Source organism: Micromonospora sp. NPDC085948, from assembly GCF_040686315.1.
Taxonomy (GTDB): domain Bacteria; phylum Actinomycetota; class Actinomycetes; order Mycobacteriales; family Micromonosporaceae; genus Micromonospora.
The window spans coordinates 57,653-79,985 of sequence record NZ_JBFBJW010000007.1; the positions used below are offsets into that span (position 1 = coordinate 57,653).

The 22,333-nt window shown below is 68.9% G+C and carries 21 protein-coding genes; 8 read left to right on the forward strand and 13 right to left on the reverse strand.

Features of this window, described 5'->3' with window-relative positions:
* Positions 1–74: 74 nt before the first annotated feature.
* Positions 75–1,049, forward strand: a complete 975-nt coding sequence (locus AB0O48_RS19880) for an AEC family transporter (protein WP_365067388.1) — start codon at positions 75–77, stop codon at positions 1,047–1,049.
* A 64-nt stretch (positions 1,050–1,113) separates the two neighbouring features.
* Here AB0O48_RS19880 and AB0O48_RS19885 read toward each other — a convergent pair whose 3' ends face one another.
* Together AB0O48_RS19885 and AB0O48_RS19890 are read right to left on the reverse strand one after the other, a co-directional pair.
* Positions 1,114–1,713: a GrpB family protein gene (locus AB0O48_RS19885; protein WP_357252237.1), complete on the reverse strand. Its 600-nt coding sequence runs from the start codon at positions 1,711–1,713 to the stop codon at positions 1,114–1,116.
* Positions 1,714–1,767: 54 nt separating this feature from the next.
* Positions 1,768–2,364, reverse strand: a complete 597-nt coding sequence (locus tag AB0O48_RS19890; protein WP_365067391.1) for a TetR family transcriptional regulator C-terminal domain-containing protein — start codon at positions 2,362–2,364, stop codon at positions 1,768–1,770.
* 82 nt (positions 2,365–2,446) lie between these two features.
* Here AB0O48_RS19890 and AB0O48_RS19895 point away from each other — a divergent pair, with 82 nt between their 5' ends.
* Positions 2,447–3,433: a hypothetical protein gene (locus AB0O48_RS19895; protein WP_357252242.1), complete on the forward strand. Its 987-nt coding sequence runs from the start codon at positions 2,447–2,449 to the stop codon at positions 3,431–3,433.
* Positions 3,434–3,498: 65 nt separating this feature from the next.
* Here AB0O48_RS19895 and AB0O48_RS19900 read toward each other — a convergent pair whose 3' ends face one another.
* Both AB0O48_RS19900 and AB0O48_RS19905 read right to left on the reverse strand, forming a co-directional pair.
* On the reverse strand, positions 3,499–4,023 hold the full coding sequence (locus tag AB0O48_RS19900) for a hypothetical protein (protein WP_357252245.1): 525 nt from the start codon (positions 4,021–4,023) through the stop codon (positions 3,499–3,501).
* A gap of 106 nt (positions 4,024–4,129) precedes the next feature.
* Entirely contained in the window at positions 4,130–4,729 is a 600-nt protein-coding gene (locus tag AB0O48_RS19905) for a TetR/AcrR family transcriptional regulator (protein ID WP_357252248.1), read from the reverse strand.
* A gap of 93 nt (positions 4,730–4,822) precedes the next feature.
* On the opposite strand from AB0O48_RS19905, the gene AB0O48_RS19910 reads away from it, so the two are divergent.
* Positions 4,823–6,268, forward strand: a complete 1,446-nt coding sequence (locus tag AB0O48_RS19910; RefSeq protein WP_357252251.1) for a DHA2 family efflux MFS transporter permease subunit — start codon at positions 4,823–4,825, stop codon at positions 6,266–6,268.
* A gap of 93 nt (positions 6,269–6,361) precedes the next feature.
* Here AB0O48_RS19910 and AB0O48_RS19915 read toward each other — a convergent pair whose 3' ends face one another.
* The 6 genes from AB0O48_RS19915 to AB0O48_RS19940 form a co-directional block, all read right to left on the reverse strand.
* Entirely contained in the window at positions 6,362–7,609 is a 1,248-nt protein-coding gene (locus tag AB0O48_RS19915; RefSeq protein WP_357252254.1) for a hypothetical protein, read from the reverse strand.
* Between the two features lie 237 nt (positions 7,610–7,846).
* The gene (locus AB0O48_RS19920; protein WP_357252257.1) at positions 7,847–8,140 is read right to left on the reverse strand and encodes an MMPL family transporter; all 294 of its coding nucleotides are present in this window, start codon (positions 8,138–8,140) and stop codon (positions 7,847–7,849) included.
* Complete coding sequence (locus AB0O48_RS19925) at positions 8,095–8,598, reverse strand: MMPL family transporter (protein ID WP_357252260.1); 504 nt, start codon at positions 8,596–8,598, stop codon at positions 8,095–8,097. Before AB0O48_RS19925 ends, AB0O48_RS19920 begins: the two co-directional genes overlap by 46 nt.
* A 130-nt stretch (positions 8,599–8,728) precedes the next feature.
* Positions 8,729–9,250 carry a hypothetical protein gene (locus tag AB0O48_RS19930; protein WP_357252263.1) on the reverse strand — a complete coding sequence of 174 codons (522 nt, stop codon included), beginning with the start codon at positions 9,248–9,250 and terminating at the stop codon, positions 8,729–8,731.
* Positions 9,237–9,674 carry a MarR family winged helix-turn-helix transcriptional regulator gene (locus AB0O48_RS19935; protein ID WP_357252266.1) on the reverse strand — a complete coding sequence of 146 codons (438 nt, stop codon included), beginning with the start codon at positions 9,672–9,674 and terminating at the stop codon, positions 9,237–9,239. The genes AB0O48_RS19930 and AB0O48_RS19935 overlap by 14 nt, the downstream gene beginning before the upstream one ends.
* Before the next feature lie 41 nt (positions 9,675–9,715).
* The gene (locus tag AB0O48_RS19940; protein ID WP_365067400.1) at positions 9,716–11,728 is read right to left on the reverse strand and encodes a heavy metal translocating P-type ATPase; all 2,013 of its coding nucleotides are present in this window, start codon (positions 11,726–11,728) and stop codon (positions 9,716–9,718) included.
* 36 nt (positions 11,729–11,764) lie between these two features.
* On the opposite strand from AB0O48_RS19940, the gene AB0O48_RS19945 reads away from it, so the two are divergent.
* Positions 11,765–12,001 carry a hypothetical protein gene (locus tag AB0O48_RS19945; protein ID WP_365067403.1) on the forward strand — a complete coding sequence of 79 codons (237 nt, stop codon included), beginning with the start codon at positions 11,765–11,767 and terminating at the stop codon, positions 11,999–12,001.
* Positions 12,002–12,130: 129 nt separating this feature from the next.
* Here AB0O48_RS19945 and AB0O48_RS19950 read toward each other — a convergent pair whose 3' ends face one another.
* Together AB0O48_RS19950 and AB0O48_RS19955 are read right to left on the reverse strand one after the other, a co-directional pair.
* Entirely contained in the window at positions 12,131–12,418 is a 288-nt protein-coding gene (locus tag AB0O48_RS19950; RefSeq protein WP_357252275.1) for a hypothetical protein, read from the reverse strand.
* Positions 12,419–12,680: 262 nt separating this feature from the next.
* On the reverse strand, positions 12,681–13,577 hold the full coding sequence (locus tag AB0O48_RS19955) for a LysR substrate-binding domain-containing protein (protein WP_357252278.1): 897 nt from the start codon (positions 13,575–13,577) through the stop codon (positions 12,681–12,683).
* Between the two features lie 70 nt (positions 13,578–13,647).
* On the opposite strand from AB0O48_RS19955, the gene AB0O48_RS19960 reads away from it, so the two are divergent.
* The 3 genes from AB0O48_RS19960 (at position 13,648) to AB0O48_RS19970 (ending at position 18,406) form a co-directional block, all read left to right on the forward strand.
* A complete protein-coding gene (locus tag AB0O48_RS19960; protein WP_365067407.1) occupies positions 13,648–14,535 on the forward strand; it encodes a dihydrodipicolinate synthase family protein in 888 nt (295 codons plus the stop codon).
* A gap of 116 nt (positions 14,536–14,651) precedes the next feature.
* A complete protein-coding gene (locus tag AB0O48_RS19965; protein WP_357571272.1) occupies positions 14,652–15,194 on the forward strand; it encodes a hypothetical protein in 543 nt (180 codons plus the stop codon).
* Positions 15,195–15,427: 233 nt separating this feature from the next.
* On the forward strand, positions 15,428–18,406 hold the full coding sequence (locus AB0O48_RS19970; protein WP_365067410.1) for an immunoglobulin-like domain-containing protein: 2,979 nt from the start codon (positions 15,428–15,430) through the stop codon (positions 18,404–18,406).
* Between the two features lie 65 nt (positions 18,407–18,471).
* Here AB0O48_RS19970 and AB0O48_RS19975 read toward each other — a convergent pair whose 3' ends face one another.
* Complete coding sequence (locus tag AB0O48_RS19975) at positions 18,472–20,148, reverse strand: family 43 glycosylhydrolase (RefSeq protein WP_365067413.1); 1,677 nt, start codon at positions 20,146–20,148, stop codon at positions 18,472–18,474.
* A 588-nt stretch (positions 20,149–20,736) separates the two neighbouring features.
* Between AB0O48_RS19975 and AB0O48_RS19980 the strand changes: the two genes are divergently transcribed.
* Positions 20,737–22,236: a protein kinase gene (locus tag AB0O48_RS19980; protein WP_365067416.1), complete on the forward strand. Its 1,500-nt coding sequence runs from the start codon at positions 20,737–20,739 to the stop codon at positions 22,234–22,236.
* The last annotated feature ends 97 nt before the right edge of the window (positions 22,237–22,333 follow it).

Sequence of the window (22,333 nt, forward strand, 5' to 3'; positions counted from 1 at the left end):
TGACAGTGGACGCGTTTTCGCTCGGTCCGGACGGGATGCGAGGCTGAACGCGTGGTCTCCGGATCGGCGTACACGTGGTCAACCCCGCTGCCCGGCTCGCCCGCCCGCCCGCCGGTGACGCCCGGATGAGCCTGGTGTCGGCGTTCGTACCGATCTGGATCCTCACCGCGGTCGGCTACGCGGCCTGTCGTTGGGGCCTGCTGGGCGAGGCGGCGGCGTCGGTGCTCGGCCGGTTCGTGTTCCATCTTGCGATGCCGTCCGCCCTGTTCCTGGCCCTGTCCCGAATGCCGCTGTCCGGGTTCGCCGGCCGCCCGCTGCTCGCCTTCGGGGTGAGCACGGCCGCGGTCGTCGGGTTCGGGTGGGTCGGCGCGAGCTGGCTGTTCGGTCGCCGGCCCGGCGAACGGCCGATCTGGGGCATGGCCGCCGGGTACGTGAACTCGGCGAACCTCGGCATCCCGATCGCCACGCAGGTGCTCGGCAACGTGTCGTTCCTGGCGGAGGTGGTGCTGCTGCAGGTGCTGGTGGTGGCGCCCGTGGTCCTGGTCGCCCTGGACCGGCACAGCGACCCGGCCGGGCGGATACGGGTCGGACGTATCGCCTCCCTGCCGGTCCGCAACCCGGTGATCCTGGCGTCGCTGCTCGGTGTCGCGTGCTCGGCGACCGGCCTGCATCTGCCCTCGACGGTCGGCGCGTCACTCACCCTGCTGTCGGGTGCCGCGGTCCCGGCCGCCCTGGTCGCGCTCGGCGCGTCGATGCACCGCACGGCGCCGTCGCGGGCCGAGCCGGGCGAGCTGGGCGAGCTGGCCGTGATCACCGCGCTGAAGCTCGTCGCACAGCCGGTCATCGCGTACGCGGCCGGGCTGGCCCTGCACCTGTCGGCGCCGCAGTTGCTCGCCGTGGTGGTGTGCGCGGGCCTGCCGACCGCGCAGAACACGTTCATCTTCAGCCAGGAGTACGGCGTCGGCGAGGCGGTGGCCAACCGGGCGGTGGTGGTGACCACGACGCTGTCGCTGGCCACCCTGGCCGCGGCCGCCGCGCTACTCGGGTAGGTCCGTCAGCTACTCGCCGGCAATCCTGGTGAGTCACGCCGACCATGGCGCTGGCGGCCAGTCCTCAACGGTCGACGCCGCCCGGGGACCAACCGGTGGCGGCAGCCCATTCCTCCGCGACGGTCACGACGAGGTCGACCACCGGATCTTTGACGTCCGTGTAGACGTCCAGGTCCCCGACGGCGGCGGCCAGAGCGCCCTTGAACCGTGCGTACGCTGGCACTGCTGCCGGGTGCGCCCGGAACCAGTCCCGGAACAGCAGGGCGAGCCGCTCATTCGGTGAGCCTACGAGCCGACAGTGCAGGTTGACATCCCGCTCACCGGCGCTTTGCTTGTTCCAGTACCGCTTGGCCCACCTGTGTGGCGGATCGTCCCGACCGGCCGGTACGTGGTCTCGCTCGTATGGCCGTCGGCAGAATCCGAGGGCGGCCAGTGGTTCATCGAACGCGGCTACGGCGGCGTCGAGGTCAGCGACGCTGACCTGCAGGTCGATCACCGGCTTGGCCGCCATGCCGGGGATCGAGGTGCTGCCGATGTGATCCACCCGCCGCGCCACCGGTGCCAACACGGTCCGCAACTCGTGGACGAGCGCGGCTCCCTGTTGCGGCCAAGCTGGGTCGGGCGCGGCGATGAACATGGAGGCGTAAGAATCTGGGACGACCACGGGTGGCACGGTAGCGCAGCGGTCGGGGTCGAGCCGCTGCCCCCGTACGGCCGATCAGCGTTCAGCCGCGGCGGCTGGCGCGATCTGGTCGAGGTGTGCGCCGACGGTGGCACTGGCGGTTGCGTTCGAGGTCCGGCCGGGGCGCAGGAGGGCGTGCAGGATCACTCCGTCGACGAGGGCGTAGAGGCGTTCTGCCTCGACCTTCTGATCGAGCCCGGGGCGGAGTGCACCGGCGTCGGCCAGTCGCCGGATCATGGTGGTGAAGGCGTCGGTGAGGCGACTGTCGATCTCCTTGCGCAGGCCGGCCATTGTCGGTTCCACGACGGCGCGTGCCGTGAACGCGAGCCACACCTCGCACTCGCCACGCCGCGTCCGGTCCAGCGGCAGCATCTCGTCGATCATCGACCGGACCACCGCACGCTGGTCGCCCGTGGTGTCCACGGCTCGGATCCGCTCCTCGATCCGTTCTCCCACCAGCCGTAGGGCGAATCCGAGGAGTTCGGACTGGGTGGCGAAGTAGTGGCGCAACGAGCCCATGGACAGCCCGGCCTCGCGTGCCACATTTCGCACCGATGCCTGCTCCAGCCCGTCCCGCATCACGATTCGCCAGACCGCTTCGGCGAGCTCGGTCCGTCGGGTCTGCGCATCCACCAGCTTCGGCACCACTTTTTATAACACACTCGTGTTACCGTCTTGCTGTTAACACAACTGTGCTAGATAAGCGGGGGCTTCTGTGTCACGTCAAGAACGAGCCTGGCTCACGGCAGCGGTGGTCGGCTGGATCACACTCAACGGCGCGGTACTGCTCCTCGCGCCCGGCGACGCCCCCTTCGACTGGCCGGCTCAGCACGACCCGCCATCCGGGCCCGGCCAGGTGATCGCCGCTCAGGCCACCCTCGTCGAGTTGGTACTGCTCGCCGCCATCGCTTACGCGCTCACCCGTGGCCGAACCGCACCCGTGATCGCCGAGCGCGCACCGATGCTCCCGACCGCTCGCCGCGAAACAGGACTCGTCCTGACGTACGCCGTCCTCGCCCAACTCGGTGGCCTGCTCATCGGCCGAGGGCTCGGCTGGCACCCGATCGGCTTCCACCTGCCCGGTACGCTCGTCGGTGCCACCGATCCGGTCGGTCCCGCCGAGGCGATCGGGTGGGCCACGTACAACGTTGTGGTCTACGCGCTGGTGCCACTCCTGTGGTTCCGGCGGCGGTACACCGCCCACCAGATGTGTCTGCGCTCGGCGGATCGGCGTGGCGATGCCATCCTCATCCTCGCCGTGCTGGTCGTCGAATCGCTCGCGCAATGGGTGGTGCTCGGCCACGCGTTCGCCGGCCTGGCGCCGGGTCAGCTCGCCGTCGGAGTGCCACTGACCTTCCTGCTGTACTTCGCTGGCACGGTGCTGCCCACGGTCATCTTCGTGCAGGGCATCCTCGTCCCCCGCTACGCCCGTCTGACCGGCTCCACCACCGCGACCCTCGTTCTCGGCGGCCTGACGTACGCGGCCCTGCACGTGTTCGAGGGCTGGGGCAGGTTCGGGTCACCGCGCGAGGCCACGCTGACGATCCTGTTCGTACTCCTCATCTACACGCTGCCCGGCGCGTTCAAGACCTGGCTCACGGTACGGACCGGCAACGCCTGGGTGCACGCGTGGGCGTACCACGCCTTCGCGCCACACACGATGCACGACACCGGGCTGATAGTTCGGATCTTCCGCCTCTGACACGTACGGCTCTGCCACCGACCCGCTGCTGATGCCGGCCGACTGCATCTCGGCGCTTGTCACTGTTACGCGTTTTCGTGCTGGGGCGACGGCTCTGTTGCCGCGGCGTCGTTCAGGCCGAGCTCGGCGGGATAGCTGCCGAAGTGCTTCAGGTTGAACTTGCGGACCGCCGTGGCCCACGGATTGTGCGTGGCCAGGTGAACCAGGTGCTCGAAGTGGGACAGGTACGTCTCGCCGCGCTGGGCACGCTCGGCGAGGATGTAGGGCTCCAGGACACGCCAGGCCTGCCGGGAGCGGTAGCTGACGGTACCCACCAGGAGCCTCGGATCGACCGCCGCAAAAGCGAGCATCTGGCCCAGGCCGTTGTAGTAGAGGGACAGCCGGACCACATGGTGGCGTGCCTCGGCCGGCAGGTCACTGACACTGACACCGGGTGGCGGGTGGCGGAGGGTCAGCTCCTTGAGGACGAAGTCCTCAGCGTGGAGAAACTCGTCGCTGGATCGGTCTCGGGTCAGCAGTTCGATCGCGACGAGGGTCTGGTTGGCGGTCTGCGCCGAGCGCAGCTGGCGTACCGCGAATACGACGGTCACGACAACCGCGACCGCAGAGCCGCACGCCGCGACGACATCCGCCAGATCAGATATCACAGATCCCGAGGTTAGTAGGTCGAGGCGAACGTCAATGGCTGCACCGCCATCACCGGCAGGCTCGCGTCGCCGCCTCCCCGTCGGGTGCGGATTCGCCGTCCGGATCGGGCTTGTAGATGGTGTCGGCGATCTCCGACATCCACGGTTCCGGCGCGACCGCGTCCGGCCCGATGACGCGGATCGACGCCATCACGGTGAGCAGCATCCCGGTGGCCAGGAACTCGCGAGTCTCCTCCGCGGTCGCCCCGGTCAGGTCTCGGACCAGCTGATAGATCCGGCCGAAGCGGACGCGTACGGCGGAGCCGATCGTCGGGTCGGAGCTGGCCGCGTACCCGTGCAGCAGGACGGCGAGCAGGTCATGCTCGGTCAGTAGCTCGTCGTAGGCGGTGGCCAAGGTCGGCAGGTCCTTCTGTCGTTCGGCCGCTCGATGGAACGCCTGCTCGATCCGGCCGGCGGCGTGTTCGACAGTGGCGATGAACAGGCGCTGCTTGGAGCCAAACAACCGGATCACGTACGGCTGCGAGACACCGGCCAGCCGCGCCACGTCATCGGTGCTGGTGCCGGCGTAACCGGCGGTGGCGAACGCCTTGACCGCCGCGGCCACCAGTTGTTCGCCGCGCTCGCTGGCGGTCAGCCGGGTCCTGGTCATCGGTACTCCTTCGAAGGGATGTTGACATGTTATCAGTCGATAGCTACTTTAACAGGAGCCTAGTTATCATTCGATAACAACAAGGAGCCCCTGATGCCCTGTGCAAACACCGTCACCGAGAGCGCCGCCGTGCTTCCTCCCGGCCCACCCGACCGGCCCGACGGCCCACCCCTGGCCGCCGTGCTCGCCGCCGTCGGCGTGCCGATGTTCATGGTCACCTTGGACAATCTCGTCGTGACGACGGCACTGCCGGTGATCAGGACGGAACTCGGCGCCTCCCTGACCGACCTGCAGTGGTTCGTCAACGCGTACACGCTTCCCTTCGCCGCGCTGCTGCTCACCGCCGCCGCGCTCGGCGACCGGATCGGCCGTCGCCGGCTCTTCCTCGCCGGCATCGGCCTGTTCACGCTGGCCTCCGCCGCCTGCGCCCTGGCCACCGAACCGTGGATGCTCACCGCCGCCCGGGCAGTCCAGGGAGCGGCCGGAGCGGCCGTGATGCCGCTGTCGCTCACCCTGCTCGCCGCGGCCGTCCCCGAGCGGCGTCGCAACGCCGCCATCGGAATCTGGGGCGGAATCAGCGGTCTCGGTATCGCTGTCGGCCCGCTGGTGGGCGGAGCGGTGGTCGAAGGGCTCGACTGGACGTGGATCTTCTGGCTCAACGTACCGATCGGACTGCTCGCCATCGGACTGGCCGCGACCACCCTGCGCGAATCACGTCGCCCGTCGTCCCGGCTGGACCCGGCCGGCCTGGCCCTCTCCACCGTCGGCGTGCTGGCCCTGGTCTGGGGCGTGGTGCACGGCGAGGAGCACGGGTGGATGTCGACCGGGGTGGTGGCGGCGCTGGTCGGAGGCGCCGCGCTGATCTGCGGCTTCCTCTGGTGGGAGCGGCGAACCTCGGCCCCGATGCTGCCGCTGCGGCTCTTCCGCTCCCGCACCTTCAGCCTCGTCACCGCAGTGGCGTTCACGTTCTCGGTCGGCGTCTTCGGCTCGGTGTTCCTGCTCGCTCAGTTCTTCCAGGTGGTGCAGAAACTGAGTCCCCTGGAGGCAGGGATACGCACGATGCCGTGGACCATGGCGCCGATGGTGGTTGCCCCGCTGGCCGGGCTCCTGGTGGGCAGGCTCGGCGTCCGCAACCTGATCATCGCCGGCCAGAGCACCCTCGCCATCGCGCTCGGCTGGCTCGCCCTGGTCGTTGCGGCCGACGTCGCCTACGGCGTGCTCGCCGCACCACTGGCGCTGGCCGGCATCGGGATGGGACTGACCTTCGCCCCGATCAGCACCGCGACCATGGCCAGTGTGCCGGAAGACGCCCGGGGCGCCGCCTCCGGCACCAACAACTCCGTCCGCGAACTCGGCGTAGCCGTCGGAGTCGCCGCGCTCGCCTCGGTCTTCGCCGCCAACGGCGGGTACGCCACCGGCACGACCTTCGTGGACGGCCTGACGCCGGCGGTCGCGACGGGTGCGGCCGTGGTCGCCCTCGGTGCCCTACTCGCCCTGGGGCTACCCCGAACCACCACCCCGCCGACAACAGAACACTGAGCGGAGACCGCTGATGGACGACGCTGCGATCAACGTGCATGAGCGCCCCGGTGGGCCGTCCGGATTCCGACGGCCCACCGGGGGTACGACGGGTCAGAGGCGGCCGGCCGGTTCCGGGCGCGCGTCTGGCTTGATCAACGCCGGGAGCTTGCGCTCGAATCGGTTGAAGAGATTCATCGACGGCAGGATGGGCTTGATGCCCGTGGCCTGCTGGGCGACCTGGGCGCCCCAGACCGAGGCCCGCAGGCGCTGGTTCGGGGTGCCGTGGTGACCGGGGTCGTCGAAGTAGCAGTCGCCGACCTCGTAGAACGTCTGTTGCGCCTGGTGGATCTGGACGCCGTTGAAGTTGAGCCCGCGCGGGTGGGTGACGAAGTAGGTGCCGAAGCCGTCGGCCATCAGTTCGGTGCGGCGGGTCGCCTCGGCGCCGGTCAGCGGGCTGTCGAACAGGCCCTGTTCGAATTGAACGTGGTGGGCCATCTCGTGGGCGAGGATCGCGCGCGCGCCGGCTGTTCCCAGGCCGAGTGCGCCGATCGCGGTGAGCATGCCCTCGCCGAAGACGACCTTGTCCGGGACGTCCCGCAGCAGCGGGTCGGCCTCACCCTCGGCGGTGAAGGCGTAGGCGTTCAGGGTGAAGATCGGGTTGCGTCCTCTGTCGAGCGCGGGGACGGAGCCGATGATGGCCATGATCTCGGCGGCGGCGGCTGCCGCCTGTTCCTCGTCCAGTCCCCAGATGAAGGCGACCATCCGAGCTACCCGCGCGGGATCCTGCAGCATGTCGTTCTGCATGGCCATGAGCTTGACGTCGAACAGGTTGACGTCCCAGAACTGCTGTGCGTCCTTGAAGGTCCGCTTCAACGTGCTCTTGTGGCTGGCGGGCAGGCCGTAGTCCGCCTCGTTGTTGGGCTGGCCGTAGATGAGCGCGTCGTAGGCCGCGTAATCCAGGACGCCGAAGATGAGCAGGACCAGCAGGGTGTCCAGGTCGACGCCTTCGAGCAGGCCCTGTGTGTACGTGGTGAACTGGGTGTCCTGGCACTGGTAGAGCGACGGGTCGATCGCGCCCTCGACCAACTGCTGCGCGACGGACGGTCGCAGGCCCAGCCTCTCCCGCTTGTCGGCGAGCATGGCTTGCCAGTTGTCCGGTAGCAGCGCGGCGATGGCGGCGATGCGTGCCTGGGTCTCCGGGTCCGCGGCGGCGCGGGCGGTCGCGAAGTCGAACCGCGGCGGGGCGACGATGCCCCCGCCTGCGCTGGCGCTCGCGGGGGGCGCCGCGTGGACGGGCCCCGGGGTCAGTCCCAGGCCGAGGACGGTTGCCGCCAGCAGTGCGGGTATCCGTCGCCTCATGCACACTCCTCGTTGTCCGGCGAGCCTCAGGTGTTGAGGCCACGATCAACTATCGGTAGCGGCATTGAAACACATGGGTGTGCGGTTGCACACCCTCCGAGATCAGATCGCCCGGCGGGGGCTGCCGAAGGCGACCGGGGCGGCCGAGGCGGCGACCTCGCCCACGGCGTGAGCGACGGTATCGGGGAAACGCGGTGGACGGGACGTTTCGCCCCGCCCACCGCGTGAGGCGATTGCTCAGTGCGCTGAGGTGGCCGCTGACTCCGAAGGGCTGGCCCCGGCCGGCGTTGCCGACGGGTCGGAGCGGGCGGCGTCGCCGTGCCCGGGCCACCATGCGGCGTGGCCGCGGAGCGCGGTGATGCCGGGGACGAGGAGCAGGGACATGATGAACGCGGACAGCACGATTCCCACCGAGACCGCGAAGCCCATCTCGGTCAGGAACGACACCCCGGCGAACAGCATCGAGGTGAACGTGCCGGCGAGGATCAGACCGGCCGCGGCCACCGACGGTCCAGCGTGGTGGATCGCCAACGAGGCGGCGGTGCGGGGATCGTTGCCGGCTCGAACAGATAGAGGATGATCGGCAGGGAGAAGGACACTCCGGCCCGGTCGCCGATGCCCTGGAAGGCAAGGACGGTCGCCCCGAGCGTCGCCACGAAGCCGAGGCCGACTGCGATCATGAGGTAGACCGGGGCGACGATGCTGCGCAGGAGTAGCCCCAGGATCACGGCGATCAGCACCCTGCCACCGGGAAGATCACCAACAGGTCGCGGTTGTTCGCGTCGCGGATGTCGGCGAAGACGGAGCTGACACCGCCGACCAGCGCGGTTGTTCCGGCGGGGGGCCTGGTCGTGGGCCACCTGCCGGAGGTCGTCACCGGCCAGGTCGAGGGCCGAAGTCGAGTACGGGCTGGTGTTCAGCAGCAGGTTGATCTGAGCGATCGCGCCGTCGGAGCTGACGGTGGCAGGGCTGCCGTCGGGACCGGGCATCGTCGACGCAGACGTCCGGAGCACTTACATCGCCAACGTCCACGTCACGAGGCGCATCGACGTGGATGCTTCGAGCGCGTGGTCAGCGCGGCGTCTCGCTGACCGGCAACCTCATCCATGTAAACGGTGTTCAGCGGGTGGCGTGCTCACCGTGGTCGCCGACCTGCGCGTCGAACCAGTGGTGCAGAGCGTTGCGGAGCTCGGTGTCACTGGTGGTGTAAGTGACGCGTCCCCCGCCGGCGGTGGTCTCGTAGTCGATGGTGATGCGTCCGCCGTGCGCACGGAGCGCTTGCAGGCCGGGCATCTGGTCGCCGTGGATCGCGGCCGGGTCGGTGAAGTCGCCGCGGCGGAAGCGGGAGGTCTCCTCGTGCAGGTGCTGCTGGATGAGGGCGACCTGACTGGCGTCCTGCGGGTCGTCGGCGGTCACGGTCTGGACGCCGCCGCTACCGCTCTTGGTGAATTGGTGCGTGGTGCGTTCCAGGTCGAACGGCATGACTGATGCGCCCCGCTCGGCCACCTCGGCCTGTCGGCTGGACGTCACCGGTGTCGGCGTCGAGTCGTCGGCGCATCCGCTGCTCAGGGTGATGGCGGTGGCGGTGGCAGCGACCATGAGCAGGGTCCGGGTTCGAGAGTGGCGGTCAGGACGGTTCATCGGCGGCCTCCGCGAGGGTCTGCAGCGCGCGCACCACGGCGGCGTGTTGGTCGTCGGGTACGCGAGCGAGCAGAGCGGTGAGCCGGTGCCGGCGGGCGTCGGCCTGGCGAGCAGCAGCGGTGATTCCGGCCTCGGTGAGCAGCAGCACGACGCCGCGGCCGTCACTGTCGGCCGTCTCGCGGCGCACCCAACCCCGGTTGACCAGGTTGGTGACCAGGCGGCTGACTGTGCTTTTCTCCAGCCGCAGCCGGCGGGCCAGTTCCGTCTGACGGATGCCTGTCTCGCGGGCGATCTCCACCATGGCGTGCGCCTCGGAGACCGGCAGTGGCTGTCCGCATGGCGTTCGGTCGGGCTGATGGAGGCCGAAGTTGCGGATGAACCGCAACAGGGCGTCCTGCGCCGCATCTACCTCCTCACTCTGCATGGTTCGACGGTACAACCAAGTCGTTCGATGACACAACCACTTCAGCGATTGGATGGGGAGCGCCCTCCGCGGTCCTGACCCGAATCGTCCGGGTGGCGTAGCTGCACGCGGCGCAGCAGTTGGGCGTTGAGCGCGACCACGATGGTGGAGGCGGACATCAGCACCGCGGCGACCGCGGGACTCAGGCTCACACCGGCCCAGGCCAGAGCACCGGCGGCCAAGGGCAGGGCAACGACGTTGTAGCCGGCGGCCCAGGCCAGATTCTGGATCATCTTGCGGTACGAGGCGCGCGAGAGCCGGATGACTCCGGTGACCCCGCGCGGGTCGGAGGAGGCGAGCACGACACCTGCGGATTCGATCGCGACGTCGGTGCCGGCGCCGATGGCGATGCCGACGTCGGCGCGGGCGAGCGCAGGAGCGTCGTTCACGCCGTCACCGACCATCGCCACCCGCAGCCCCCGGCGTTGCAGCTCACCGACCGCCTCGTCCTTGTCGGCGGGCAGCACCTCGGCGAACACCTCGTCCTCACCGGGCCGGAACCCCAGGTCGGCAGCGACCGCCTCGGCCACCGGCCGCCCATCCCCGGTAATCATGACGATCTTGCGGATGCCCTGTTGGCGGAGGTCGGCGATGGCTTGGCGCGCCTCGGGGCGGATCTGGTCTTCCAGGGCGAGGGCGCCGATGACGGTTGCCCGTTCGCCATTGAGGCGCAGCAGGTGCAGGACCGCCGCTCCTCGTCGGGACCACTCGGCCCGGTGCTCATCGAGGTCAGCGGGTGCCGTGGCGTCGAGTTCGCGCAGCAGGGCGGGTCCCCCGACGGCGTAACCGACGCCGTCGACGTCGGCGCGTACCCCGCGACCGGTCAGCGACCGGAAATTGGTCGCGGTGCGTCGGGCGCCCTGTTGGGCGGCGGCGGTGACGATGGCCCGCGCGAGGGGGTGTTCACTGTCGGCCTCCACCGCCGCCGCGACGGCCAGCACGTCCGTCTCGCTGACGCCGCCAGTGGCGGCGACACCGGCGACGACGTGCGCGCCGCGGGTCAGGGTGCCGGTCTTGTCGAACAACACCGTGTCGATGGTGCGCATCCGTTCCAGGGCGAGGCGGTCCTTGACCAGGATGCCGCCCTTCGCCGCCACGGCGGTCGACAGGGCGACCACCAGCGGTATGGCCAGCCCCAGCGCGTGCGGGCAGGCGATCACCAACACCGTGACGGTACGCACGACGGCCTCGTCGAGGTTCCCGACCAGTGTCCAGATCAGCAGCGTCGCAGCGGCGGTGACGGTGGCGATGTAGAACAGCCAGGCCGCGAACCGGTCAGCGAGGACCTGCGCCCGGCCGCTGGACTGCTGGGCCTGCGCGACCAGGCGTTGGATGCCGGCCAGGGCGGTGTCCTCGCCGACGGCCTCGACGCGCACCCGGACGGCCGCGTCGGTGGCGACCGTGCCCGCCACCACCCGGTCGCCGCGTTCGCGGCCAACCGGCCGGGACTCACCGGTGATCATCGACTCGTCCAACTCCGCGCGACCGTCAGTGATGCGCCCGTCGGCCGGCACCCGCCCACCGGGACGCACCAGGACAACGTCGCCGACACGCAAGTCGCTGACCCGCACCCGTTCGGGCTGCCCGTCACCGCCGAGGCGTTCGGCGTCGTCGGGCAGCAGCGCGGCCAGGGCCGACAGGGCGCCCTGGGCCTGACCGATGGCCTTCATCTCCTGCCAGTGCCCGAGCAGCATGATCGTGACCAGCGCCGCCAGCTCCCACCAGAAGTCCAGATCGAACACGCCCAACGCGGTCGCCCCCGAGGCCACGTACGCGACGGTGATGGCCATCGCGATCAGCAGCATCATCCCCGGCGCCCGGTCACGGACCTCCCGCACCGCGCCCTGCAGGAACGGCCACCCGCCGTAGACGAACACCACGGTGCCCAGCCCCGGTCCCACCCAGTCGACGCCCGGCAAGTCCAGCCGGTAGCCGAACCAGTCCATCACCATGTGACTGGTGACCACGATCGGCACCGTCAGGACCAGGCTCAGCCAGAACTTGCGGCGGAACATCTCCGGGTCGTGGCCGGCGTGCTTGTCATGCCCACCATGTCCGGCAGTACCGGCATGGTCGCCGTGGGCGCCGGGCTGAACAAGCTGCCCGCCCAGACCCTCTCGGCCGATTTGGTCATCACCCTGACCCCCGTGTCGTTCCACGGCCTCACCCGGGGTCCGCATCTGGTGGTGCTCATCGTGCGACATCCCGCATCGCCTCCTCACCCTCAAAATACCCCCGGGGGGTATGTCCGTCCAGGTGTGTCGATGTTCCGCACGTCACCCACCTGAACCCAACATTTGTCGGCGACGCGGGACGGGAGACCGCAGTTGGTCACTTCGCCACCAAAGGAGCACCGGCCGGCATCGCGTCGACACGGAAGCTGCCGCGACGGCGCGGCACGCCTCCGGTTCTCGCCCTCAGGGGCCGAGCCCGGCTACGGTGAGGAGCACCGATGACGCAGAGTCAACAGGGCCGCCCTGAGATCGTCGTCGGACTGGTGGCGACGCCGCCGGGCCCAAGAGCAGCGCGTAGTACAGCGCCCCAACGAGCAGCACCGCCGCCGCCGGGCGGCGGCAGGCATGCCGCAGCGGCTCCAGCAACCACCGGTATCGGCCACGGGCCACCCGACGGACCAGCACGCCAGAGGTCAGGTCCACGACCACCGCCGCCACCAACGCGGCTACCACGATCAACGCGGTACGCATCAGAGGCCGTTCACCGTAACCCCGATGCCAGATTCCCCCGGCTCACTGCCCAGTCCACGTGCCCAGCGTGCCACCCCGTCCAGTGGCAGGCGGCCAACATCGGCGAACAACCCCCGACCACAGCTGCGTCAGCCGCCCGACGGCCGCTCTCCGGTTGTCACCTTGACCGCAAAGCTCACTCCTGGGCCGCTGGAAGTCGACCGTGGACATCCGGCCGTAGAACGCGAGCCCCAGCCCATCCTCAGCGGTGACGATCCGCCGATTAAGCAGGCTCACCTGCGCCGAACAGTCCAGCGGAGGCGTGTAACGCGGCGACGACGGCCGCTACTGCCGGCATCTCGGCCGCGCCGCGGCGGTACCCGATCCGGGTGCGACGTCGAGTCGGTGCGGCGATCAGCCGTACTCCCGTCTCCGGCGCGAGCACCGCTAGTTCAGGTACCAGTGCGACCCCCTGCCCGGCCCGGACCAGGGCAAGCACAGCAGCGAAGTCGTCGATGTGGTGCCGTGCACGAGGCGTGAAGCCGGCGCCCCGGCACACCCGCAGAGCCACGTCGTGGCACAGCGTGCCCGGGCTGGCCAGGATCCACGAGGTGTCGTGGGCATCGGCGAGCGTGGTGACCCGCGCATCCGCCGCGACGGCGAGGTAGACGGCCTCGTGCAGCAGTGGCACCGATTCCAGCGACGGGTCCGTGCCGGCCGGCACGATGTCGTAGTCCTGCAGCAGGCCCACGTCGAGCCGGCGGTCACGGAGGGCGCCAGGCACCGCGACCGGGTCGAGTTCGCTGACCGACAGCTCCAGCCCTGGATGGTCGCGGCCGAGCGAGACCAGCGCCGCCGGCAGCACCGTGCGTACGGCGGAGGGATGGGCACCGATGCGGATCTGCCCGGCGGGTTCGGAGCGTACGGCGGCCACGGCGGCGCCGGCCTCCTCCAGCGCTGCGAGCACCGTCGCGGCATGACGCACGAGCACCCGGCCAGCGGCGGTGAACTCCACCCGGCGGCCACTGCGCCTCAGCAGCGCGACACCGGCCTCGCGTTCCAACACGGCCAGTTGCTGGGACACCGCCGATGGTGTGTACGCGTGGACGGCGGCGACGGCGGCGATCGTGCCCAGCCGATCCAGGTCACTGAGAAGCCGCAACCGGCGTCCATCGAGCATCAGCTCACCTTACGCATCAGCCAAGGAATCGGAACTGGATCTTACGGGTGCCGTCGGCCAGGCTGCATTCATGACGTTGAACGGCGTACACGTTCCCCTGATCACTCCCTTCGACGAGGCCGGGGCGGTGGACCTGGGCGTACTGGAAGAACTCGCGTACGAGGTGCTGTCCGCCGGCGCTGCCGGTCTGGTGGCCCTGGGCACCACCGCCGAAGCCACCACCTTGAGCGCGAACGAACGTCACCAGGTGCTGGAGGTGTTGACCGGGGTGTGCGGGAGGCGAGCCGTCCCGCTACTGGTCGGTGCCAACACCGCCGAGGAACTGCAGGCGCTGGCCGCCCGCCGATCGGTGGTCGCCGCGCTGTGTCTGGTGCCGTCATTCGTGCGCCCCGGGGAGGACGGCGTCGTGGCACACTTCGACGCCCTCGCGGCGGCCAGCCCGGTGCCGCTCGTGGTCTACCACGTACCGCACCGCACCGGACAAGATTTGTCGACAGGTGCGGTACGGCGGTTGGCGGCGATCGACGCGGTGATCGGCATCAAGTACGCGCCAGGCGCCATCGACGGTGACGCGGTCGATCTGCTCACCGACCCACCCCAGGGGTTCAGTGTCCTGGCCGGCACGGACGAATTGCTGGCGCCGATGCTGGCACTCGGCGCACACGGTGCCATCCTCGCCTCGGCACACGTGGCCACCGCACAGTTCCTCGCGCTGGTCGCAGCCTTCCAGGCAGGGCAGGCGGATCAGGCACGGCCACTGGGACACCAGCTCAGGCGACTGTCCGCCGCCCTGTTCGCCGAGCCCAACCCCGCCGTGATCAAGGGAGTACTGCACGCGCAAGGCCGTATCCCGACCCCGGGAGTACGGCTGCCGCTGCTGCCAGCGGCCGCAGCCAGCATCGACACGGCGGTCCGACACCTGGGTGTCACGACTGCGGGTCGGTACGCCATAGCCTGATTAGCGCGTGACGCCCAGGCAGTCCGCCCTGCTGACGGCTTCCGCTCATCGACACGAGCGGACGCCGGGTGCAGTGCAACACGGTGTTCGCGGTGCGGACCGGGTATTTTCCCGGCGTGACCGAGTACGCCGCTCTGCTGCACGCCTACGGCCCCGCCGTGGACACCCCAGGCCATCTGGCGGCGCTCGCTGGGGACGACCCGACGGCCCGCGCGACGGCGCTCAAGCATCTGTGGTCGGCGATCATTCATCAGGGAACGCCGTGGACCGCGACCCCGCCGGTCGCCCTGCACGTGGCCGCACTGCTCGCCGACCCGCGGGTGACCGATCCCGGCCTGCGTGCCGAATTGCTCAACTTCCTGGCCGCAGTGGCCGAGGCGGGCAGCAGCACGGACAGGGACCTGCCCGAGCCAGACTTCGACGTGGACGCCGCTCTGGCCCAGGCGCTTGCCGATGGCGACGAGGAGGGGATCTGGGAGGACGGGCGGCTGCAGGGTGCCCTGTACGTCCGGGCGGTGCTCGGCTGCCGGCAGATCGTGCCGGCGTTGCTGGCCACGGCCACCGCGGCGTTTTCCGATCCGTCCCCGCGGGTCCAGGCGGCGGCCGCGCGCACGATCGGTGCCTGCGGTGGGGTGGCGCCGCTCGCCCGGAGGAGCTGACCCGAGCGGCCGGGCCGGACGAGCGGGCCGCCCTGGCCCTCGGCGTCGCGCCTCGCCGCCATCCGCAGAGTCCTCACCCGGCGGGACGCGCCTGTGCGGGCCGACGGACGGACACGATTCTCGCGGGACCCGCTGAGGCGGCGACGCACTGCGTTGACCTGGCAGCACGCCGTAGTTAGCGTCAACAGTTCCGTCCACCTTAGAGAGATCCCACCCCGACCAAGGAGGATCAGTTGAGACTGCGACAGCGAAGGCCACGTCTCGGGCTGAGTCGCAAGGGTAGAGGTGTCGCGGTCCTGGCACTGGGTGCGCTTCTGTCGGTCTCGTTCGCGGCGACGCCCTCGCACGCCGCCGAGGAGCATCTCGACGAGGGTCTGGTACACCACTTCGCCCTCGACGAGACCAGTGGGACGACGTTGGTCAACTCGGGTAGCGCGGGCGCGGCGGCGAACGCCACGCTCGTGAATCCCGAGAAGGCGGCCCTGACCGGTGAAGGAGTCAGGTTCAACCCCGACTCCTACGAGGGCGCCCTCGACGGCGCATACGTGGCACTGCCGAACGACATCACCGCCGGCATGTCCAACCTCACCGTCGACTATGACGTGTGGGTCGACCCGGCAAACGTCGGCGAGCACCAGATGTGGGGTTTCGGCCGCAAGTCCGGCTCGTGCGACGTCGACACCGGCGCCGAGGGCTCCATCTTCGCGTCGAACACCCAGCGGTTCCGCGTCGCGGTGGGTCCGGCGAACCTCCAACAGAACCGGGTCCGCATGCTCGAGGGAGCGTGGACCCATGTCACCTACACCCAGTCACTGAACTCGAACGGAACGAGCTGGACCGGCCGGCTCTACCTCGATGGCGTGCTGCACGCGACGTCGACCGACCTGACCACGGCGCCGTCGGTGAACGCGGCGGGGACCAACTGCAACTTCCTGGGTCGCTCGCAGACGTCGGGCCACTACTCGTTCCGCGGAACGATCCGGGACTTCCGCGTGTACGACCGGGCGGTGCGTCTGGACGAGACACTCCTGCTGGCAGAGAAGACCGTCTCCGATGGGGTTCGCGCCGACGCCGCGGCCATCGACCTCGGCCTGACCAGTGCGGTCGTACGCGATGTCGTTCTGCCCAAGGTGGGCTCCGTGGCGGGCTCGACCATCACCTGGACCAGTTCGGACCCTTCGGTCGTCGAGGTCAACAGCCCGCCAGCCCTCGCCAGCGCACGCAAGGTTGCGGTGACCGGCAGGATCACCCGGCCCGCGCAGGGGCAGCCCGACGCGACAGCCACGCTCACGGCGACTGTCCGCAAGGGCGGCCAGGAGGTCACCACCCGGGAGATCCCCGTCGTGGTGAAGGCCGAGTTCGACGACGCGCAGGCGGTCGACCGGGACGCCTTCGACCTGACCCTGGCCGACACCGACGACGTACGCGGAAACCTCGACCTCGCGGCCAAGGGCGAGTTCGGATCCACGATCACCTGGAAATCGACCACCGGCCTCGTCACCCCGACGGGTGCGGTCAGCCGCCCGGCCTTCGGCCATGAGGATGTTGCCGCCACCCTGACGGCGACCATCACCAAGGGTTCGGCCTCGGAGAAGAAGTCGTTCCCGGTGACCATCACCGCCATGCCGCGAACCGAAGAGTACGAGCGGTACTTCATGGGGTACTTCAAGGGCGAGGGTATTGCCGACGGCGAGCAGATCATGTTCGCCACGTCCAACGGAAACACCGCCCTGGACTGGACAGGTCTGACCGGAGGTCGGCCGTCGCTGATCTCTCAACTGGGCGACCAGGGGCTTCGTGACCCGCACATCGTCCGCTCACCCGACGGCGACACGTTCTACATGATCGCCACCGACCTGAACTGGTACGACCAGGGTGGATACGCCATCAACGACACCCAGTACATCGAGGTGTTCGAGTCGCACGATCTGGTGAACTGGACCCCTCAGCGGCACGTGAAGGTCGCGCCCGACAACGCGGGCAACGCCTTCGCACCAGAGTCGCTGTGGGTCGAGGAGATCGGCGCCTACGTCGTGTTCTGGGCGCAGTCGCTGTGGAGCGACCCGGTGAACCGCACCGGTCAGGGCAACGCGCAGATGTGGTACGCCACGACGCGGGACTTCAAGACGTTCTCCGCCCCCCAGGTCTGGCAGGATCCGGCCCCGCTGTCGCGGATCGACACGACCGCCATCCGGGTCGGTGACCACTACTACCGGGTGACCAAGAACGAGGCTGGCAACCAGGGCTCGGACATCTTCTCGGAGAAGCACACCGACTTCCTGGACAGCAACATCGACAACTGGACGTTGGTCGCGCCGGCTCTGGGGCGCACGACGTGGGCCGCCAACCAGGGGTACGAGGGACCGGTCGTCTTCAAGGCGAACCCCGGTGACACCTCCTGCCCCGGCCAGTTCTACCTCTGGGGTGACCGGTACACGAACGGTGGGGGTTACCAGGCCGCGTGCCACGAGGACATCGAGGCTCCGACCTGGAACGCCAAGGCGATCACCATGACCAACGCGGGTGTCGTCCGTCCGCGTCACGGCACCGTGATCCCGCTGACCGTCCGCGAGTGGAACGATATCCGCGGAGTCCCGAACAGCGACGTCACGACCGCCACCGAGGTGGCAGTCGAGCCGTACGCGAGCGGCGCCCAGACGACCACGGCCACCGTGACGGTCACCGCAGCTGACGGTTTCGAGACCGGCGGTCAGGTGCGGCTCAGCATCGGCTCGTGGTCGAAGCTCGCCCACCTGAATGGCGGCGCAGCCACGGTCACGCTGCCGACAGGTCTCCCGGCGGGTGCCCGGACGGTCAAGGCCGAGTACCTCGGCTTCGACTACCTGAAGGCGTCGGTGGGTACGGCATCGTTCGAGGTGCCCTCGGGCACGGCCGCCGTCAAGGTCCAGGCGAAGGCCAAGCCGGCGTCGGTTGTCCGCGGGGGCACGTTCAGATTGAACGTGACCGTTGGGCCGGCGGGCGGGCGCAGGCACCACGCTCCGACCCCGACCGGCGAGGTCACCGTCACCTTCGGCGGCACCGTGCACGTCGTGCCACTGGCGGACGGTAGGGCCGCCGTCGAACTGCCGACCGCCAATCTGCAGCCCGGGGCCTACCGGGTCCACGTTGCCTACTCCGGCAACCCGACCTACCGGCCCCACGCCGCCAATCACCAGACGTTGACGGTGCGGAAGCCGCATCTGCACCCGTAGCACAGGGAGGAGCGGGCGAGATCTGTTGATCTCGCCCGCTCCCACCGCACGGCCCAGCAACCGGACTATCGAGTGAGCATGCCCTTCTCGACGGCCAGGTTGTAGTTCTCCCCGAAGACGTTGAGTTCGTGGACGCCGACCTTGACGTTCTCGGTCGTACCCAGGACCTTCAGCCGGACTGCGTTCGTCAGCACCCGGTCGAAGGTGACGTAGTCAGCCGTGTACGCGGTGGAGTTCGTGCTTCTGTCGACCAGAGGCCGCCACGTGTTGGTGGGGATATCCTTGTACTCCAGCGTGTACCGCACCGCGTTGTCCTTGGTGAACGTGCGTCCGAGCTCCTTCCACTGGATCTGCGCGGCGGAGATGTGGAAGACGGTCCCGAAGCCCCTGATGTACGTGGGCGCGGCATCGCCGTCAGCCGGCTCCCACCACGTGGATAGGGAGCGGTCGCTTCCGTAGTACGGGTTGCGCCCGGGCGCATAGCTGCTCGCCCAGTACGCCTGGCTGTTGGTGGCCACATTGTAGAGTCCGGTGTCGTCCCTGCCGGAGATCTTCTTCCCCGGGGCCAATTGGGGCGTGTTCGACAGCTCGCAATCGATCGCTCCCCGTTTCGGACCGGCGGGAGTCACGTTGCAGATGTCCATCCCCAGTCGCCGCTCGAAGAACTCCTCGTACGCGATGACATAGGTGTAGAAGAACACCAGGTTGCCGGACTTGTCGAGTACGAAACTGCCGTGCCCAGCGTTCGGATATACCGCACTCGGGTGGTTGTTTCCGTAGCCGATGGGGTTCTGCTGGGTGACTTTGTAACCGGACAGCGGTTTGTTTGATGTCATCACGCCGGTCGCGTACGTGGTGAACTCCGTGCCACCGGATGCGACCGAGAGGTAGTACGTGTCCCTCACCTTGAACAACTGCGAACCCTCCACGTACCCGTGCGTGTAGGTCGCCTTGTTGTCACCGATGTGCTGCCACTCCTGGCGCGGGTCAAAGGTCCAGAGCACAACCGGGTCGCTGATGAGCTGCCGAGGATTGTTCGGGTCGAGTTCGACGCCCATGATCGGCGAGCCGATGTTGTACGTCAGGTACAGCCGACCGTCGGTGTCCGGGAAGAACTGCACGTCGCCAACGCTCAGGGTCTGGCCGGTCGGGCGCAGGAAACTGCCCATGCTGGTCCACGGCCCGGTGGGCGAGTCCGCTTGATAGACCGGCGTGTTGTTGCCGGCCATGTAGAACTTGTCGCCGAGCTGCACGACGGTTGGTGCGACCAGGCCCAGGTTCATCTGGTGGGGCGTCCACGTGAGGTAGTCGGTGGTGGACCAGACAGTGCGGTTGTTGTTCGGTGCGTTCTGCATGGCACCAGATGCGTAGAGATAGATGGTCCCGTCGACGTTCAGCGCGGACCAGTCCGCCCCGGTCCGTGCGGAGTTCTCGGAAATCCTGGTGAACCCGGCGGTGGATCGGCTCGCGAGAGTCCGCCCGGACGCTGCCGTCCACGTCTCCAGGTTCAAGCTGGCCGGGATCTGCGAAGTGTCTGCGACATTCTCGTCCGTAGGCGGCATCGTTCCCACGATGTTGCGCACGGCCATCCCGGGCAAATTGATCGGGTTCACGTAGGTCTGAGCCATGTCGACGCCGGCCAGTGGCACCTTGGCGGACGGGGTTTGCGGTCCGACGCCGGGCGCCGCCGGCGGCACGGGTTTCTCCGCCGACGCCGGCACGATCGGCGTCAGTTGACCCACGCCCATTCCTACCGCAAGAGCAAGGACAATAGCCGCCAACCCTCGACGTCGATTGCCGGCAGTCCTCTCGATAACCATTAGGTACCACCTTCCGTCTGGGCGTATTTAGCGCTAACAACGGGCGGTCCGATTTGCGAATAGCCGGCCTGACGTGGCTAATTGCTGGATGTGAGGCATCGCTCGACCGTGATCACGAAGGGTGGGAGAAGCTTTCCGACCAGTTGGGCTTCCAGCGCACACGCCCATCGATTCGGTCTCGTCCGGCGCGGATCAGCGGCCGGCGACTGTTAGCGCTAACAACGTTTCGGTGATGTTAACGGTGCTATTTGGAGCGTGTCAAGAGCATCAATGCGCCGCGACTATGCTGATCATGGTGTCGACTGTTGGTTGGTGCAGCCGGCGTGGTTGACGGATTCACCCGGAAGCGAGCGGCCACGGAGTCGGATCGCGTTGCTCCGGGAGGGCGGCACCTCCCGGCGCCCGGCGACATTCCTCAACGGATGGACCAAGCTTAGATCGTGACGGTTGGTGACCAGCGTCGGAGCGGGTCGCCATGCCACGACGAGTCCGCTCTGGCAAGCTGTCCCAGTGATCGCCGGTGATCTGTTGGACGACAGGTATCAGGTCGAGGGCCGTCTCGGCGCTGGTGGCATGTCAGTCGTCTGGCGGGCGTGGGATCGGGTCCTCGAACGCGCGGTGGCCGTCAAGGTTCTGGCCGGCGCGCAAGCTGCCGCCCACGGCGCACGACAACGCATCCATGCCGAGGCCAGGGCCGCAGCGGGCCTCTGGCACCCCCACGTGACGAGCGTGTACGACTTCGGCGAACACACCGATGCCGCCGGGCGTCAAGTGTCGTACGTGGTGATGGAACTGTTGCCCGGCCAGACCCTGTCTCAGCGACTTGCCGCCGGTCCCCTGCCGCCGGCCGCCGCGATGCGGACGTGCGCGCAGGTCGCCGAGGCGCTAGCCGCCGCGCATGACCGTAATCTGGTGCACCGGGACGTCAAACCGTCCAACGTGATGCTGACGCCGGCCGGTGTGAAGGTGGTCGATTTCGGTCTGGCCGCCACCGTCGGTCGGCCGGAGCTGGAGGCGGACGGGAAGCTGTTGGGCACCGCGGCCTACCTCGCGCCCGAACGACTCACCGGTGGCACCGTCCTGCCGGCCTCCGACGTGTACGCGCTCGGACTGTTGCTGTACCGAACGCTTACCAACGAGCTGCCCTGGTCAGCGGAGACCCCCACGCAGATGTTGGATGCGCACGTGTACGTCGATCCGGCACCACTGCCGGACATCGAGGGAGTGTCCCCCGAGGTTCATCGTCTCCTCGACCGTTGCCTCGCCAGGGATCCCGCTGATCGGCCGGACGCCAGGGAGGTGGCGACGGCCCTGCACGGTCTGAGCGACGACGCCGAGCGACACGTGGCACGATCAGCGCAGCAGGTACCCGTCCCGCTCGTACCGCTCGCGGCCACCGCCAGTACCTCCACCGGCCGGCGTCGCCGCCTCCTCGGCTCGTTGTCGATCCCCGTTCTGCTGGTGACGGCAGGGACCATCTGGTTCCTCCTCCCCCAGTTTTCGGCTATCGATGGCAGGTCGGACGGAGCCGCTCCTCGACACGGTGTCACCCCGCCGGGCGCCGCCGATGCGCCTGCCACCGAGGCACCCACTCCCCGGCCGACGTCCGCGGAGCCCGCACCAACTTCACGACCAAGCCGAACGTTCAGCGCTCCGGCTGGGCCGGCTGCACCTGTCTTCGGAGCCGGCTCGTCGGCCAGTCCCGGCCCTACCGCGCCACCGAGCGGTGAGCAGATGACGGCGACGGCCACTGCCGCGCCGGCACCGGCGGCCGCGAAGCCAGGCAAACCCGTTCGGGCACTCGGTGGCGTGGTGACTGTGCTCTGCACCGGCGGCCAGGCTCGCGTTGCGAACGTCGCTCCCGCCGCCGGCTACCGCGTCACCGATTACGAATCGGGTCCGGCCAGGGAGATCCGCGTGGTGCTGCTGTCCACCGACAACAAGAGCGAGATCAAGGCGCGGTGCGACGCCGGTACGCCGTCGCCGAAGATCAAGGAGAGCCGCCAGTGAACGCACCCGATGGCGGGCCGACCGCAGCCGGTGCGTCGGCGGTAGTGCCGACGAGTCTTTCATCCTACCTTTGCTGCGGCTTTTGCCAGAATTGATG